We start from the raw sequence: 16,074 nt of genomic DNA, 5'->3' as shown, positions 1-16,074 counted from the left end.
CACGACAACCGCGAAAGTTCAGCGCACCGGGGCCTTCGGCCCCAGCAACGCCAGCAGCACGAAGACCACGATCGAGGCGACGGTGCCAAGCACCGCCGGCAACCCGAATGCCCACGCCGGACGACCCTGCTGGCGCGCCCACTGGCCCAGATGCCAGGCCGCCCCCAGGTTGATCAGCCAGGCAATGGCGAACACCGGCCACAGCACCATGCCCACCGCACGCAGAACAGGCATGGACACCAGTGCGGCGACGATGGCCGCGAACAGGAAGACCAGTGCGGAGCGGGAATGGCGTGATCGTGCCGGTGCGTCGGCGGGTGATTCGCTGAATTCCATGGAGAGTGCCTCGATCCCGATGTAGTCCAAAGGGGATCACGTACGGTGCCCGAAGGGAAGCTCTCTGTAGTAGGGAAGCTACTCTGTAGTATCGAGCCGTGCTCGACTGATCCGGCATTGCGCGAACGGCAGCCGAGCATGGGCTTGGCTCTACATGACAATCAACCCTGGGCGAAGTCCTTCAGGATCTCGCCGACGCCACTGGGCGAGATCTCGAAGCCCAGCGAAGTGCCCGGGTTGATCACCACGCCGTAGCCACCCGGCACGCGGCGCAGCACGTCCAGCATCCGCCAGCGGATCTGGTGTTCGGCCTGCTGGCTGTAGATGCCCACCCGCGACGGATCGGTGAACACGGCCACGTGCAGGGTGCCCTGCTTGTCGAACAGCAGCGGGTCGAAGCCGCTGCCATCGGGGGTCACCAGGCTGCCGGTCAGCAGTACCACCTCGGAGGCGACGAAGGCCTCCATGAAGGCGCGGATCGGCACCGACCCGTCCATCGCCGCCTTCAGCAGGGTTTCGATCGGGGTCTGCGGGGCGAGGTCGGTCATGGCGATACGGCGGGGCGTGAGGGGGGCCTATTGTGCCGGATATGGTCACCCCGGTAGTGCCGGCCGCTGGCCGGCACCTGAAGGTGCAATGGATTCATGGGTTGCCGGCCAGCGGCCGGCACTACCGCCCCAGACGCACGTCCCGCGCCCGCTGGTCGGCCATCGCCTTGTCCAGCTCGGCCTGCAGCGCCGGCTGCTGCACGGCGGCATCGAGCACGTACACCTTCACCCCGTGCGCCGGCACTTCGGCCTTCAGGGAAGCATCCACCTGCAACGAACCGCCGTCCAGCGCATCACGCCAGCGGCCCGCCTGGACGTACCGCGCCACGGTGAAGGTCTTCGCACTGTCGCCCTTGTTCAGCAGCACCAGCGCGGTCTGCGCCACCTCGCCATGCTGCAGCACGCGGAAGAACACCGCCTCATCACCCTGCAGGCGCTCGTTCACCTGCAGGCCGCGCTGCAGCGCCGGAGTGGCTGCGCGCAGCCGGGCGATACGCTGCAGCGGCGCGAAGATCGGACTCTTCGGCGCAGCATCCACACGCGGCTGGCCGAAGTAAGCGCGATTGCCGGCATGCTCGGCACGGCCACGCATGAAGCCCGTCTCCGAGCCGTAATAGACCACCGGAATGCCGCGCGCGGTGAACAGCCAGTTGTGTGCATCGATGAAGCCACTGTCGCTGGCCTGCAGTCGTGGCATGTCGTGGTTGTCGTAGAAGCTCATCAGCTCATACGGGTTGGCATACGGCCCACCGCTCAGATGCAGCGGCTCGGCCAGGGTCTCGAAACCCTTGCCGGCGGTGCCGAAGGTCTGCTCCAGTGCACCGCGCAACGGGAAGTCGAGCACGCTGACGTTGGCGTTGGCCGGCCAGGTGTGCTCTGCAATGCGCGCGGCATCGTAATCGAACGCTTCGCCGAACATGAACATGCCCGGGTGCTCGGCGCGGATACGCTTGACGAAGGCATGCCACCACGGGTGCGGCAACCAGCCGATGGTGTCGATGCGCAGCGCATCCACGCCCTGAGCGGCCCATTGCAGGTAAGCACCGACCAGGTAGTCCATCACCGCCGGATTGTCCTGGTTGAAGTCGGACAGCTCGGCAAGGTTGCCATCGAAGATCGAGCCGTCCTTGCTGTCGACCGGTCCAATGCTGTTGTAGAACGCGTGCAGCGGGTTGTGCTTCGGATCCAGTTCCTGCGGCGGCAGGTTCTGGTGGTCGGCGATCAGTTTTCCGTCCTTGTCGAAGATCTGCCCGAACTGCGGCTGCCGTGTCGGCATGGTCCAGGCCGGCGAACCGTGGTTGCCTACGATGTCCAGCACCACCTTCAAGCCGGCACCGTGCAGGCCCTTGGTCAGCCCGGCGAAATCCAGGTCCTTGCTGGGCAGGTGCTCATCGAGCTTGTAGAAGTTGATGCCCCAGTACCCGTGGTAGCCGGTCTTGCCGCGGTCGGTCAGCGTGCTGGTGCAGCTGATCGGCTTGCTGCCGGTGAAGGCCTCGTCCGGATTGTCGACGATGGGCGTGATCCACACCGCGCCGAAGCCGAGGTTGCGGATGTACTGCGCATTGTCGAGCACGCCGCGGAAGTCGCCGCCGAGATAGCCGATGTTGCCGTCCACCTTGTCCGGGCATGGCACCGGAATATCGAAGGTGCGGTGCACGCCGCCCTGGTCACGGTGATCGTTGGACGGATCACCGTTGACGAAGCGGTCGGTGACCACGAAGTACACCGCATCGCTGGCGAACGGTTCGGTGGTGCCCACATAGTCCGGGCGCGGCGCGGCCGCCGCATGGCCGGCCAGCAGCATCAAGGAAACAGCAACAGACAACGCAGCACGCATCACACCACCTCCGGACGGGACGGAACCCACAACACGCACAGGCCGGCAATGAACAGGCTGCAGCCGCCCAGCACCAGCACATGCATCGGCTGGCCGCCCAGCAACGTGCGCAGGGCGAAGCCGAGTGCACTGGCCGCCACCAGCTGCGGGATCACGATGAAGAAGTTGAAGATGCCCATGTACACGCCCATCTTCGATGCCGGCACGCTGTCGGACAGCAGTGCATACGGCAGCGAGAGGATGGACGCCCAGGCAAAACCGACGCCGACCATCGACAGCAGCAGCCAGTGCGGGTCGCGGATGAACATCAGCGAGACCAGGCCGGTACCGCCCAGCCACAGGTTGACCAGGTGGCTCCAGCGCAGGCCGATCGCACGCACCATGAGTGGAATCAGCACCGCCGCCAACGCAGCGAACCCGTTGTAGGCGCCAAACAGCACGCCCACCCAGTTGGCGCCCTCGTTGTAGGCCGCCGACTCTGGTTCAGTCGAACCGAAATGGGCGCCAGCCACCGCGGCGGTGGTGTAGATCCACATCGCAAACAGCGCGAACCACGAGAAGAACTGTACCCACGCCAGGCGACGCATGGTGACCGGCATCGCGCGCAGGTCGCCGACGATGGCGGCCAGCATGTGCGTGGCCGGCAGCGTACGCGCGAGCGCCAGCAGCAGGCCATAGCCGGCACACAGGCCGGCCAGCACGTACAGCATCCGGTCGCCCTGCCGCCAGGTGATCAGCAGCGCCAGCAGTACGCCCAGCCCCAGCCATGCAGCCACCTGCACCCAGGGCGCCGGGCCGCTGATCGGCGCCGCTGCGTGATGTGCCGGAGGTTCGGCGTCATCGAAACCGGCCAGCTCCGCCGGTGAGTATTCGCGGGTGCTGACCACCGTCCAGGTGATTGCCGCCAGCAGCACCACCGCGCCGAAGTAGAACGCATAGCGCACGGTATCAGGCACCTCACCCGCGGCGGCCGTATTGGCGACCCCGAAGTGGGCCAGGATGAACGGCAGGAAGCTGGCGACGATGGCGCCCACGCCGATGAAGAAGCTCTGCATGGCATAGCCGGCCGGACGCTGGCGCGGCGCCAGCTGGTCGCCGACGAAGGCGCGGAACGGCTCCATCGACACGTTGATCGAGGCATCGAGTACCCACAGCGTGCCGGCGGCGATCCACAACGTCGGCGAGTTCGGCATCACCAGCAGCGCCAGCGTGGTCAGCACCGCTCCGATCATGAAATAAGGACGGCGGCGCCCCCAGCGCGTCCAGGTGCGGTCGGACAGGTAACCGATCACCGGCTGCACCAGCAGGCCGGTCAGCGGCGCGGCGATCCACAGCCCGGGCACCGCGTCGATGTCCGCGCCCAGCGTCTCGAAGATGCGGCTGGCATTGGCGTTCTGCAGGGCGAAGCCGAACTGGATGCCCAGGAAGCCGAAACACATGTTCCAGATCTGCCAGAACGACAGCTGCGGCTTGGCGGTACGATTCATCGTGCGCCCTCTGCCGCGGCCACCGGCGCCACCATCAGCGCCTGCACCTGGGCCTGGTTGAGCACGCCATCGCGTCCGCCCTTGCCCCCGGTGTAGTGCGCGAAGTGCTGCAGCGCGCTCATGTTGAAGCCTTCTTCAAGCGTGACCGTGCATCGGCCCTTGGGCACCGTGAATGTCGCCGAGGTCGAGTCCTGCACGGCCACGCTGTGCGGCAGGGTGACGGTGTGCCGCTGCAACGGCTGGCCCGGGCACTGCAGCACCAGCTGCTTCACCGCAGCGGTGACACCGGTGTTGATCGGCCCGTTCGGATTGCGGTACTGCAGGCGCAGGCGCACCTGCCCGGCCCTGGCGGAGGTGAACTGCCAGCGCTGCGTACCCTTCAGTCGCTGCTGCGGACCGACGCAGACCATCGGGCTGTGCAGCGATTCAATTGCACCGTCGCGCCGGGTCAGGCTGAGGCAATGCTGCAGGCCATCGTCACCGATGCGTGCCAGGCCATTGCTGGCGGCGAGCGCCCGGCCGTCCTGCCACAGCACCTGGCCTGCAGCGACCACGACATTCCAGCCCCTGCCCTTGCGTTGCACCTGCGGTGCGGCCGGCGTGGCTGGTGCGCGCGCATCTGCGTCGGCCGTCGTCGCCGCGCTGCGTGGCGCCGCTGCGGCGGGCACCAGCTGCACGGTGGTGGTGGCGCCACGGGTCTTCACCTTGCCCGCCACCAGCAGGCCATCACCCACCTGCTTCGGTCGCTCCAGCACATAACGCCTGCCATCGGCCTCCAGGGAGATGCGGCGCTGATTGCCGAACAGTTCGGGCACCAGCACGGCCGGCAGCTTGGGCTGCACGCGGCCATCGTCCTGCACGCCGAATACGCCCTCGACCACCATCGACAGATAGCCGGCCACCGACCACAGCTGGCGTTCGGAGTTGACCACCGGGCCGCTCAGCACGCCCTCGTCAACATGCACCGCCTGGCTGACCAGCTCGTAGTTCTCCATGTTGGAACCGGCCAGCGCGGCGCCCTGCATCAGCGAGCGGATCTCGGCGGCGATGCGCGGTGCATCGTCCAGCTGGCGCGCCGCGCGCAGCGAATAGGCACTGACGAATGGCCAGATCGCGCGGTTGTGGTAGATCGGCTGCTGCGCCTCCTGCGGCCACACCACCGGACTGCCGGCCGGGCCCATCGGATACGCCGCCAGCGCACGCCGCGCGCGCTCGGGTGGCAGCACCTCGGCCAGGATGCCCAGCGACAGGCCAAGCAGATCGACCTTGGCGTACGGCACCGGGTGCGCGGCTTCGCCGATGTAGCTCATGTACTGGCCGATATCCTCGCGCCAGAAGCGCGCATCGATCTGCTGGGCCAATGCATCGGCCCAGGCCTTGTAGTCGGCCGCGCGGGCATCGCCGTGCTGCCCGGCCAGGCGTTCGGCCAGGCGCAGTGCCTGGTAGTGCAGCACGTTGGTGGACAGTGCGTAGGAATCACCGATGAAACGCACGTCCTCGCGGGTCCAGTCTGGATAGGTCTGCTCGCGCCAGTCCAGGAAGGAGGTCTCGCCGCGGTACAGGCCCATCTGCGCGTCGAACACCATCGCGCGGTCCTGCGCCAGCGTGCCCTGCAGCGCCTGCCAGACCTGATCGGCAAACGCTCGGTCCTCCAGCAGGTGGCGTGCCGCCAGGAACCACACCACGCGATCACTGCTGATCGGCCAGCTGCCGCCGGAACCGGTGTCCTGCGCCACGAACAGGCCGGGCGTGTGGCCATCGCGCGCCGCCGACAGCTTGAACTGCAGCGACTGCCGGGTACGCTGGGGGTCCAGCCGCGCCAGCGCCAGGTCGGCGGCGAAGCTGACATCACGGGTCCACACATAGGGCCAGCGTGCACCGGTCTGGAAGCACTCGCACGGGACCGGCCGACCCTCGTCGAACGCCGGATCGCGAATCGCGTCCACGCGGTCCTGGGACATCTCCTGCTGGGCCAGCGCGAACAGGGCATCGAACATCACGCTGCCGGTCTGGCTGCGCATCGGTGCGGCTGCGATCTGCACTGCGCCCTTCGGCGCATGCAGCACGAAGCTGCCCTTGGCAGCGGCTTCGGCACGCGCATGGCGACCGTCGAATTGCAGGTCGGCCGCCTGCGCGGTCGATCCCAGCGCTGCCCCCAGGGCAGCGGTCAGGCAAATGATCTTCAGCATCGAAGCGGCGGACCGGCTTGCGCCCGTCGGCCTCCCTCCCTCTCTGCACGCGTTGTAGGTCCGCACCGTCGTTGCCGACGGGCGGGCGCGGCCCCTCCCTCAAGGTGCCTGGGCCCCATGGTAGACGCGGGGCTGTCGGCTGCGTCCAGTTGCATACGTATTCATGGCATCGCGCGGTGGCGCGCCCGCCGCGCTGGCTTATGGTCCGGGTCTGCCAACGGCGCCTTGGGAGGGGAATTGCCGATGTCATCCACTGCTGTACGCGCGGTGTTCGCGCACATGCTCGGCCTGGCCCTGATCGGGTGGGCCACGCTGGTACAGGCCGCGCCACAGGTGGCCAGCGTCGAATCGCCGGGCAAGGTATTGAAGGTCAGTCTGCTGCTGGATAGCGGCACCGCCCGCTACCGTGTCGAGCGCCTGGGCGACACCGTGGTGGAGGATTCGAAGCTCGGCTTCGCCCTGCGCGACGGCCGCCTGGACCGCGATTTCGCCCTGCTTGGCCAGCAGCGGCGCAGCGTCGATGACACCTGGGAGCAGCCGTGGGGCGAGCGCCGGCTCACCCGCAACCACTTCAACGAGCTGACCGTGCAGTTGGCTGAAACCACCGGCCGCAAGCGGCGGCTGGATGTGGTGTTCCGCGTCTACGATGATGGCCTTGGCTTCCGCTATGTGTTCCCTGAACAACCGAACCTGCGCGAAGCCATCATCGATGACGAACTGACCGAGTTCGCCATCGCGCCCGAATCAACCGCCTGGTGGATTCCCGCCGGCGAACCGATCCACTACGAATACCTGTATCAGCGCACGCCGCTGCGCGAAGTGCCGCTGGTGCATACGCCGATGACCCTGCGCAGCCGCGATGGCCTGCATCTGGCGATCCACGAGGCAGCGCTGGTGGACTATGCCGGCATGTGGCTGCGGCGCACCGACGGGCAGCGCCTGCGCGCGCAGCTGTCGCCCTCGGCCGAAGGCTGGAAGGTACGCCGCACCCTGCCCTTCGCCACGCCGTGGCGCACGCTGCAGATCGCCGATCGTGCCGGTGGCCTGGTCGAATCGGACCTGATCCTCAACCTCAATGAACCCAACGCGCTGGGCGATGTGAGCTGGGTGAAGCCGGCCAAGTACCTGGGCGTGTGGTGGTCGATGCACCTGGACAACGAGAGCTGGGCAACCGGACCGAAGCACGCGGCCACCACCGCCAAGACCAGGAAGGTGATCGACTTCGCCGCCGCGCATGGCTTCCGTGGCGTGCTGGTGGAAGGCTGGAACCCGGGCTGGGACGGCAACTGGGTGGGCAATGGCTACGACTTCGATTTCACCCGTGCCACGCCCGATTTCGATATCGAAGCGCTGTCGGCGTACGGCCTGACAAAGGGTGTGCACCTGATCGGCCACCATGAAACCGGCTGCGCCATCGAGCACTACGAGGACCAGCTGGGCGCCGCGCTGGAGCTGTACGTACGGCTGGGCGTGGACCAGTTCAAGACCGGCTACGTCTGCGACGACGGCCAGGTCGACCGCCGCAATCCGGCCGGGGGCCCACTGTGGCGCGAGTGGCACGACGGGCAGTTCATGGCCCGCCACCACCTGAAGGTGGTGCAGGAAGCCGCGCGCCGGCACCTGTCGGTCAACCCGCATGAGCCGATAAAGGATACCGGCCTGCGCCGCACCTATCCCAACTGGATCTCACGCGAAGGCGCGCGCGGCATGGAGTACAACGCCTGGGGCCAGCCACCGAACCCGCCCGAGCACGAGGTCAACCTGGTGTTCACCCGCATGCTGGCCGGGCCGATGGATTACACCCCCGGCATCCTCAGCCTGAAGGGCCGCCACGGCCAGGCCATTCCCAGCACGCTGGCCCGCCAGCTTGCCCTGTACGTGGTGCTGTACAGCCCGATCCAGATGGCCGCGGACCTGCCCGAACACTACCTGCAGCATCGCGAGGCGTTCCGTTTCATCGAGGACGTGGCGGTGGACTGGGAGCAGAGCCGCGTGCTCGATGGCGAAGTGGGTGACTACGTGACGATCGTGCGCCGCGACCGCAACAGCCGCGACTGGTTCCTCGGCAGCATCACCGACGAACACGGCCGCGTGCTGCCGGTACCGCTGGGCTTCCTGGAGCCAGGTCTGCGCTATCGCGCCGAGATCTACCGCGATGGTGAAGGCGCTGATTTCCGCAGCAACCCGTTCGCGTTCGCACGCGAAACCCGCGAGGTGACCAGTGCCGATGCACTGACGCTGGTGCTGGCACCGGGCGGTGGGCAGGCCATTCGCTTCACGCCCATCCACTGAACGTTTTCCTACCTGCGCTCCCGTAGCGCCCGAGCCCATGCTCGGGCGGCGGTGCGTAGCACCGAAACGCAGCCGAGCATGGGCTCGGCTCTACCGAACAAGGCACCTGAAAGCGATTACAACCCTGCAGACGCCATTGAATACGCATGCAGGGTGATTCCCGCGAAGAACGCGCTGCCTACCATAGCGGCGACGACAGCGGCCACCGCGTCGCACGTTCACGGCCCCGCCGGAACGCTCACAAATCGATCTGCAACATTGCCTGGGAGGGGAAAATGTTGAACCACAAGCGCAGCGCGCTGAGCATCGCGCTGGCCGTTGTCCTGGCGCCGACGCTGGCGTCGGCACAGTCCACGCAGAACACCACCACGCCGGCCGGCACCGCCGCCACCAACCTGGATACGGTGCAGGTCACCGGCATCCGCCGCGGCATCGAGAGCGCGATCGCGGTCAAGCAGGACGCCACCTCGGTGGTCGAGGCAATCTCCGCTGAAGACATCGGCAAGCTGCCCGACGTCAGCATCGCCGAATCCATCTCGCGCCTGCCCGGCCTGGCCGCCCAGCGCGTGGCCGGGCGTGCGCAGGTGATCAGCGTGCGCGGCCTGTCGCCGGACTTCGCCACCACCCTGCTCAATGCCCGCGAAGTGGTCAGCACCGGCGACAACCGCGGCGTCGAGTTCGACCAGTACCCGTCCGAGCTGGTCAACGGCGTGACGGTGTACAAGACCCCGGACGCGGCGCTGGTCGGCCAGGGCCTGTCGGGCACCATCGACATGCAGACCGCGCGCCCGCTCAGCTTCGGCGAGCGCGTGATCGCGGTCAGTGGCCGCTACCAGAAGAGTTCGCTGGGCCGCGCCGCCAATGTCGATCCGTACGGCAACCGCTTCAGCGCCAGCTACATCGACCAGTTCCTGGACAAGACCCTGGGCATCGCCATCGGCTACGCGCACAGCGACATGCCGATCCAGGAGAACCAGGTCGGCCTGTACGAGCCGTGGACCACCGAGCACACCGACAAGGGCGACCGCCCGGGCGTGGGTGCCGGCACCTACTTCTCCGATGGCATCAAGGCGCTGCGCCGCACCGGCAACAACAAGCGCGACGGCGTGATGGCCACGATCCAGTTCCGCCCGAACAACAGCTGGACCAGCACCTTCGATGCCTTCCACACCGAAGCCGAGCAGATCGACACCGCCAACCAGTTCGAGCTGAACCTCAGCAACTACAACGGCAACTACACCCCGGGCCTGCTGGTCAGCAACCCGCAGGTCAACGCCAACGGCTCGTTCACCGGCGGCACCGCCAGCGGCGTGTATCCGCTGGTGCGCGGCATGTACAACAAGCGCAAGGACAAGATCGATGCGTTCGGCTGGAACAACGAGTTCAACTTCGGCGGCGTCAAGCTGGTCGCCGACCTGAACTACTCCAAGGCCACGCGCGACGAGCTGAACCTGGAAAACAACCTGCAGCTGACCCCGATGCCGCAGCTGGACACGGTCGGCGTGTCGATCCGCCAGGACGGCTTCTCGCAGATCACCCCGGGCCTGAACTACTCCAACCCCGATGCGCTGTTCCTGACCAACACGATCTACGGCTCCGGCTACGGCAAGGTGCCGCAGGTGGAAGACCGCCTGAAGGGCGGCAAGCTGGCTGCCACCATCGCCCTTCCTGATGCCATCGCCTCGTGGGCACCGGACATCGACATCGGCGTGAACTATGCCGACCGCCGCAAGGTGAAGACCCAGTCCGAAGGCAACATCCTGCTCGGCGCACAGGGCGATGCCAACATCGCCTCGGACCTGCAGTACCGTCCGGTGGACCTGGGCTTCGCCGGCCTCGGCACCATCCCGGCCTGGAACGTACCGGCCGCTGTGGGTCGTTACATGACCTTCAACCCGGTCGACAACCTGGACTACCTGATCCCCAAGTCGTGGACGGTCGAAGGGGTTCACCCCCGTTTTCACGGACACTTACGAGAAGGCCGATCAAGGCCATGAGGAGTGTTCATGTCGAAGCGAAGGAAGTTCAGCACCGAGTTCAAGCGCGGTGCGGTTGAGCAGGCCAGCCAGCCGGGCGTCAGCTGTGCCCAGGTGGCCCGGGAGCTGGGGATCCGGGATGCATTGCTGACCCGCTGGAAGCGGGAGGCCCAGAGCCGGGGCCAGGTGGCCTTCGGTGGCACCGGGACGCCCCGGGACGAGGAACTGGCGCGGCTCAAGCGCGAGCTGGCCCGGGTGAAGAAGGAGCGGGATTTTTTGCGAGAAGCGGCGACGTTCTTTGCCAAGGGATCATCCTGAGGTATCAGGTGATCGAACGTTGCCGCGATGAGTTTCCAGTGCGACTGATGTGTCGTTGCCTGCGGGTCTCGGCCAGCGGTTACTACGACTGGAGTAAGCGCTTGCCCAGTGCCCGGGAGCGCGACAACCAGCGCTTGCTCGGCCGGATCCGTGAGTTGCATGAGGACAGCCGGGGCACATTGGGCGCCGGCCGGATGCATGAAGACCTTGCCGAGGAAGGCGAGACGGCGAGCCTGAACCGGGTGGCGCGTCTGATGGCGACCGATGGCCTGCAGGGTTGGCCGCGACCGAAGCGGCGAGGCCAGCGCGGCAAGCCGGCGCTGACGCCGCCGGGTGTGCGCAACCTGCTGGAGCGGGACTTCACCGCGTTGGAGCCGGAGACCAGGTGGGTCACCGACATCACCGAGCTCAAGACCCGGCAAGGCAAGCTGTATCTGTGCATCGTGCTGGACCTGTTTGACCAGCGGGTGGTGGGGTGGTCAATGCATCATCGTCAGGATCGTCAGATGGTGATCAGGGCCGTGCAGATGGCGGTCTGGCAGCGCCAAGGCAGCCATCCACTGATCCTGCACTCCGACCGTGGCAGCCAGTTCCGAAGCGGCGACTACCAGCGTTACCTGGCGGCCAACGGCTTGGTGTGCTCGATGAGCGCGGTGGGCCACTGCGGTGACAACGCCGCGTGCGAAGGCTTCTTCGGCCTGCTCAAGCGCGAGCGGGTCTACCGCATGACCTACCCAACGCTCGATGCCGCGAGGGCGGATGTGTTCGAATACATCGAGCGGTTCCACAACCCGAGGATGCGACGAAGGGTCGCCAGGCAAGACCAGAAGTTCTCAGCCCTTTTACAACCGTCCGTGATTTCGGGGTAGAACCCAAGAGAAGATCACCACCGCCTGGGCGCGCCTGAACATCAACACCGACATCGGTGAAGTGGGCGTGCGCGGCAACATCGGCGTGCAGATGCAGCACACCGACCAGAGCTCGGATTCGCGCTACTTTGACCGCTCCCGCCCAGCGGGCGAGAACGTTCTTCCTATCGCCAGCGGGAAAACTTATAACGATTGGTTGCCGAGCCTGAACCTGGCCTTCCTGTTCCCGCACCAGCAGACCCTTCGCTTCGCCGTCGCCAAGCAGGTCGCACGCCCGCGCGTGGATCAGATGCGCGCCGGTCTGGATTTTGGTGTTGCCCGAGAAACCGGCAAGCCCGGGGCCAGCGGCGGCAACCCCCTGCTGGATCCCTGGCGTGCAACCGCGGTCGACTTGTCTTACGAGAAGTACTTCGGCGAGAAGGCCTACGTAGCGGCGGCGATCTTCTACAAGGACCTGAAGAGTTACGTCTATACGCAGACAATTGATGGTTATGATTTCAGCGACCAAGTGGCCAACTGGGTTTCTCAACCAGGTGATGCGCCGGTGCTGACCACCGGCACCTTCTCCGCGCCGCAGAACGGCAAGGGCGGCACGCTGAAGGGCCTGGAACTGACCGCATCGTTCCCGCTGGACATGCTGACCGACAGCCTGCGTGGCTTCGGCCTGCAGGCCAGCGCGACCTTCAACAAGAGCGACATCACCATCCTGGATCCGGAGAGCGCCTCCAGCGTGGGCAGTGAACCGATCAGCCTGCCGGGCCTGTCCAAGCGCGTGTACAACTTCACTGCCTATTACGAGCGCAGCGGTTTTGAAGCACGCGTCAGCCAGCGCCGCCGGTCGGACTTCATCGGTGAGATCGGCAACTTCAACGGCAACCGCAGCCTGCGCTATGTCGTCGGCGAAAACGTGACCGATGCGCAGGTCAGCTACACCTTCAGCGACAGCAGCGCCCTGCGTGGCCTGACCCTGCTGCTGCAGGGCAGCAACCTGACCAACGAGCCGTACCGCACCTACGCCGGCAGCAAGGACCGCCCGCTGGAGTACATCGAATGGGGCCGCACCTACATGCTGGGCGTGAACTACAAGTTCTGAGGCAGCGCCGGGCCCTGCCCGGCAGCCCGGACCCGGTAGTGCCGGCCGCTGGCCGGCAACAGAAAACAGGGAGCAGGACCGGAAACCCGCTGCGCAGGCAGCGGGTTTTCCTTTGCGCGGATGCCGGCCGCTGGTCGGCAAGGCCCAGCCACAAAAAAGGGACGGGGCGCTTCGGCCCCGTCCCCGCAAGTACCGCCACCGGAGAAAACGGTCAGCTGCGTCGGGCGCAATACACCGCGCGTGGCGGCAGCTGGAGTTCATTGCCCTGCACCGTGCCCGCATCCGGGCCCGGTACCACCACCTGCTGCCAGTTGCCCGGCGGCAGCGGATGGCTCACCGCTTCGGCCGACAGGTTGAAGGCCAGCAGGAGGGTTTCATCTGCAAGCATACGCTCGAACAGCAGCACGGGCTCGGCGCTTTCAAGAAATCCGATGCTGCCATGCAGGAGGGCCGGCTGGGTATGCCGCCAGGCCAGAAACGCGCGGAACGCCGCCAGCACCGAATGCGGGTCGCGCTCCTGCACGGCGACCGCCGCGGCCCGGTGTTCGGCCGGGATCGGCAGCCAGGGCTGGCCAGTGGTGAAGCCGGCCAGCGGTGCATCGGTCCACGGCAGCGGGGTACGGCAGCCGTCACGGCCCTTGAAATTCGGCCAGAAGGTGATGCCATAGGGGTCCTGCAGGGCCTCGAACGGCACCTCGGCCTCGGCCAGGCCCAGCTCCTCGCCCTGGTACAGGCAGACCGAACCGCGCAGCGAGCACAGCATCGCCACCAGCATCCGCGCCAGGCGCGGGTCGGCGGGGTGGCCGCCCCAGCGGCTGACCGCGCGCTCCACATCGTGGTTGGACACCGCCCAGCACGGCCAGCCTTCGGTCATCGCTGCTTCCAGGCGCGAGACCGTATCGCGGATGTAGGCCGCACTGTAGTCGTCCACCAGCAGCTCGAAGCTGTAGCCCATGTGCAGGCGGCCATCGCGGGTGTACTCGGCCGTGGTGGCCAGCGAGTCTTCCGAAGAGATCTCGCCCAGGCTGACCGCCCCCGGGTAGTCGTCCAGCAGCGCGCGCAGGCGCTCCAGGAACGGCAGGTTCTCCGGCTGCGTGTTGTTGTAGTAGTGGTACTGGTAGGCGTACGGGTTGTCCGGGCTGAAGCCGCGCCCCACCCGCTTGTCGGCGGGCTTGGCCGGGTTGTCACGCAACTGTGCGTCGTGGAAGCAGAAGTTGATCGCATCCAGGCGGAAGCCATCCACGCCGCGGTCGAGCCAGAAGCGCACGTTGTCCAGGGTCGCCTGCTGCACGTCCGGGTGATGGAAATTCAGGTCCGGCTGGTCGACCAGGAAGTTGTGCAGGTAGTACTGCTCACGGCGCGGCTCCCACTGCCAGGCGCAGCCGCCGAACAGCGACAGCCAGTTGTTGGGCGGGGTGCCATCCTCGCGCGGGTCGGCCCAGACGTACCAGTCGGCCTTCGGATTGCTGCGGTCCTGGCGGCTCTCACGGAACCACGCATGCTCGATCGAAGTGTGGCTCAGCACCTGGTCGATCATCACCTTCAGGCCCAGGCCGTGGGCCTTGGCCAACAGGCGGTCAAAGTCGTCCAGGCTGCCGAACAGCGGGTCGACATCGCGGTAATCGGCGATGTCGTAGCCGAAGTCGGCCATCGGCGACCTGAAGAACGGCGAGATCCAGATCGCATCCACGCCCAGCGCGGCAATGTGGTCCAGGCGCTGGATGATGCCGGGCAGATCGCCCACGCCATCGCCGTTGGCATCGAGGTAACTGCGCGGGTAGATCTGGTAGATGACGGCTCCGCGCCACCATGGATAGTGCGACATCGACAGCCCCCCTCCGGGCATGCGGGACCCGCCGGCAGCGGGCCGAAATCCTGATCCGGCAAGCTTAGCGGCGGGCTCCCAGGCATGGCGCAACCTGCATACGTATTCACGCGGAGGGCCGCGCAGGCCGGGCTGGAATTGCCGCTCTGGCCGGTTTGCGCCCGAATTCACGGCCAGCGCCTATAATCGGTGGTGAGCCTGAAAGCCTGATCGCATGACCATCACCGAAGACACCCGTCCCGCCCTGGGCCTGCCCCAGATCCAGTCGCTTGCCGCGGCCGACATGGCCGCCGTCGACGCCCTGATCCGGCGCCGGCTGTCCTCGGACGTCGTGCTGATCAACCAGATCGCTGACCACATCATTTCCGCCGGCGGCAAACGCCTGCGCCCGATGCTGGTGATGCTGGCCGGCCATGCAGTCGGCCAGGCCGGCCCGGAGCACCACCAGCTGGCGGCGATCATCGAGTTCATCCACACCTCCACCCTGCTGCACGACGACGTGGTGGACGAATCCAGCCTGCGCCGTGGCCGCAGCACCGCCAACGCACTGTGGGGCAACGCGCCCAGCGTGCTGGTCGGCGACTTCCTGTACTCGCGCAGCTTCCAGCTGATGGTCGAGCTGGAGCGCATGCCGGTGATGCAGATCCTGGCCGACGCCACCAACCGCATCGCCGAGGGTGAAGTGCTGCAGCTGCTGCACGTGCACAACCCGGACACCGACGAAGCCGCCTACCTGCGCGTGATCGAGCGCAAGACCGCGGTGCTGTTCGCCGCCGGCACCCGCCTGGGCGCGCTGGCCAGCGGCGTGGATGAAGCGACCCAGCAGGCCCTGTTCGACTACGGCATGCACCTGGGCTACGCGTTCCAGATCGCCGACGACGTGCTGGACTACTCGGCCAACGCCGAGGAGCTGGGCAAGAACCTGGGCGACGACCTGGCCGAGGGCAAGGCCACGCTGCCGCTGATCCACGCGATGGCCCACTCCGACGACGCCACCCGCGAGCGCCTGCGCACCATCGTGCAGGACGGTGACGCCTCGGCCATGCCGGAAGTGCTGGCCGCGATCCGCGCCACCGGCGGCCTGGAGTACAGCCGCGCGCGTGCAGAGGAATATGCCGAAGCCGCCGAGCGCGCGCTCGATGGCCTGGGCGACAACGATGCCGTTGCCGCCCTGCGCGGCCTGGCCCGCTACGCGGTGCAGCGCTCGCATTGACCGGCTGAGGTGTGCCGACCAACGGTCGGCACCCACCAAACCGGCATTCCGGTGTGTGCCGACCGTTGTTCGGCACTGAAGCATCGGTAGT

Annotated in this window: 9 protein-coding genes and 2 pseudogenes; 5 read left to right on the top strand and 6 right to left on the bottom strand. The window is 66.8% G+C overall.

Annotated elements, in window-relative coordinates:
- Positions 1 to 18 precede the first annotated feature (18 nt).
- The 5 genes from ACT6SE_RS04470 to ACT6SE_RS04450 all read right to left on the bottom strand — a co-directional run bounded on the left by ACT6SE_RS04470 (position 19) and on the right by ACT6SE_RS04450 (position 6,397).
- Positions 19 to 336 carry a hypothetical protein gene (locus tag ACT6SE_RS04470; protein ID WP_032960678.1) on the bottom strand — a complete coding sequence of 106 codons (318 nt, stop codon included), beginning with the start codon at positions 334 to 336 and terminating at the stop codon, positions 19 to 21.
- A 161-nt stretch (positions 337 to 497) separates the two neighbouring features.
- A complete protein-coding gene (locus ACT6SE_RS04465) occupies positions 498 to 884 on the bottom strand; it encodes an SseB family protein (RefSeq protein ID WP_032960680.1) in 387 nt (128 codons plus the stop codon).
- 121 nt (positions 885 to 1,005) lie between these two features.
- Positions 1,006 to 2,721: an alpha-amylase family glycosyl hydrolase gene (locus ACT6SE_RS04460; RefSeq protein ID WP_046429396.1), complete on the bottom strand. Its 1,716-nt coding sequence runs from the start codon at positions 2,719 to 2,721 to the stop codon at positions 1,006 to 1,008.
- Entirely contained in the window at positions 2,721 to 4,208 is a 1,488-nt protein-coding gene (locus tag ACT6SE_RS04455; RefSeq protein WP_046429394.1) for an MFS transporter, read from the bottom strand. The genes ACT6SE_RS04460 and ACT6SE_RS04455 overlap by 1 nt, the downstream gene beginning before the upstream one ends.
- Positions 4,205 to 6,397 carry a Six-hairpin glycosidase-like protein gene (locus ACT6SE_RS04450; RefSeq protein WP_046429393.1) on the bottom strand — a complete coding sequence of 731 codons (2,193 nt, stop codon included), beginning with the start codon at positions 6,395 to 6,397 and terminating at the stop codon, positions 4,205 to 4,207. The genes ACT6SE_RS04455 and ACT6SE_RS04450 overlap by 4 nt, the downstream gene beginning before the upstream one ends.
- 237 nt (positions 6,398 to 6,634) lie before the next feature.
- On the opposite strand from ACT6SE_RS04450, the gene ACT6SE_RS04445 reads away from it, so the two are divergent.
- The 4 genes and pseudogenes from ACT6SE_RS04445 to ACT6SE_RS04430 all read left to right on the top strand — a co-directional run.
- On the top strand, positions 6,635 to 8,689 hold the full coding sequence (locus ACT6SE_RS04445) for a glycoside hydrolase family 97 protein (protein ID WP_088375400.1): 2,055 nt from the start codon (positions 6,635 to 6,637) through the stop codon (positions 8,687 to 8,689).
- Between the two features lie 275 nt (positions 8,690 to 8,964).
- A pseudogene (locus ACT6SE_RS04440) lies at positions 8,965 to 10,632 on the top strand (TonB-dependent receptor); the annotation flags it as partial.
- A 63-nt stretch (positions 10,633 to 10,695) separates the two neighbouring features.
- Positions 10,696 to 11,852, top strand: a protein-coding gene (locus ACT6SE_RS04435) for an IS3-like element ISStma5 family transposase (RefSeq protein ID WP_087944427.1) whose coding sequence is annotated in 2 segments (ribosomal slippage) — positions 10,696 to 10,936 and positions 10,936 to 11,852 — 1,158 coding nt in all. Because the reading frame shifts where the segments join, the coding sequence is not laid out codon by codon here.
- Between the two features lie 4 nt (positions 11,853 to 11,856).
- Positions 11,857 to 12,945 (top strand): annotated as a pseudogene (locus ACT6SE_RS04430) (TonB-dependent receptor); the annotation flags it as partial.
- 211 nt (positions 12,946 to 13,156) lie between these two features.
- Here the strand turns inward: ACT6SE_RS04430 and ACT6SE_RS04425 are convergent.
- Positions 13,157 to 14,770, bottom strand: a complete 1,614-nt coding sequence (locus ACT6SE_RS04425) for an alpha-glucosidase (RefSeq protein WP_046429389.1) — start codon at positions 14,768 to 14,770, stop codon at positions 13,157 to 13,159.
- 214 nt (positions 14,771 to 14,984) lie between these two features.
- Here ACT6SE_RS04425 and ACT6SE_RS04420 point away from each other — a divergent pair, with 214 nt between their 5' ends.
- Positions 14,985 to 15,983 carry a polyprenyl synthetase family protein gene (locus ACT6SE_RS04420; protein WP_005408451.1) on the top strand — a complete coding sequence of 333 codons (999 nt, stop codon included), beginning with the start codon at positions 14,985 to 14,987 and terminating at the stop codon, positions 15,981 to 15,983.
- Positions 15,984 to 16,074: the final 91 nt, after the last annotated feature.

This window comes from Stenotrophomonas sp. LC732 (assembly GCF_052446685.1).
Taxonomy (GTDB): Bacteria; Pseudomonadota; Gammaproteobacteria; order Xanthomonadales; family Xanthomonadaceae; genus Stenotrophomonas; species Stenotrophomonas muris.
The sequence above is the reverse complement of the archived record's forward strand: the minus strand, read 5'-3'. Positions and strand labels throughout refer to the sequence as shown.

Coding starts and splice junctions, on each gene's coding strand:
- ACT6SE_RS04425 (WP_046429389.1), bottom strand. CDS start 14,770: ATGTCGCACTATCCATGGTGGCGCGGAGCCGTCATCTACCAGATCTAC.
- ACT6SE_RS04450 (WP_046429393.1), bottom strand. CDS start 6,397: ATGCTGAAGATCATTTGCCTGACCGCTGCCCTGGGGGCAGCGCTGGGA.
- ACT6SE_RS04460 (WP_046429396.1), bottom strand. CDS start 2,721: ATGCGTGCTGCGTTGTCTGTTGCTGTTTCCTTGATGCTGCTGGCCGGC.
- ACT6SE_RS04455 (WP_046429394.1), bottom strand. CDS start 4,208: ATGAATCGTACCGCCAAGCCGCAGCTGTCGTTCTGGCAGATCTGGAAC.
- ACT6SE_RS04465 (WP_032960680.1), bottom strand. CDS start 884: ATGACCGACCTCGCCCCGCAGACCCCGATCGAAACCCTGCTGAAGGCG.
- ACT6SE_RS04470 (WP_032960678.1), bottom strand. CDS start 336: ATGGAATTCAGCGAATCACCCGCCGACGCACCGGCACGATCACGCCAT.
- ACT6SE_RS04420 (WP_005408451.1), top strand. CDS start 14,985: ATGACCATCACCGAAGACACCCGTCCCGCCCTGGGCCTGCCCCAGATC.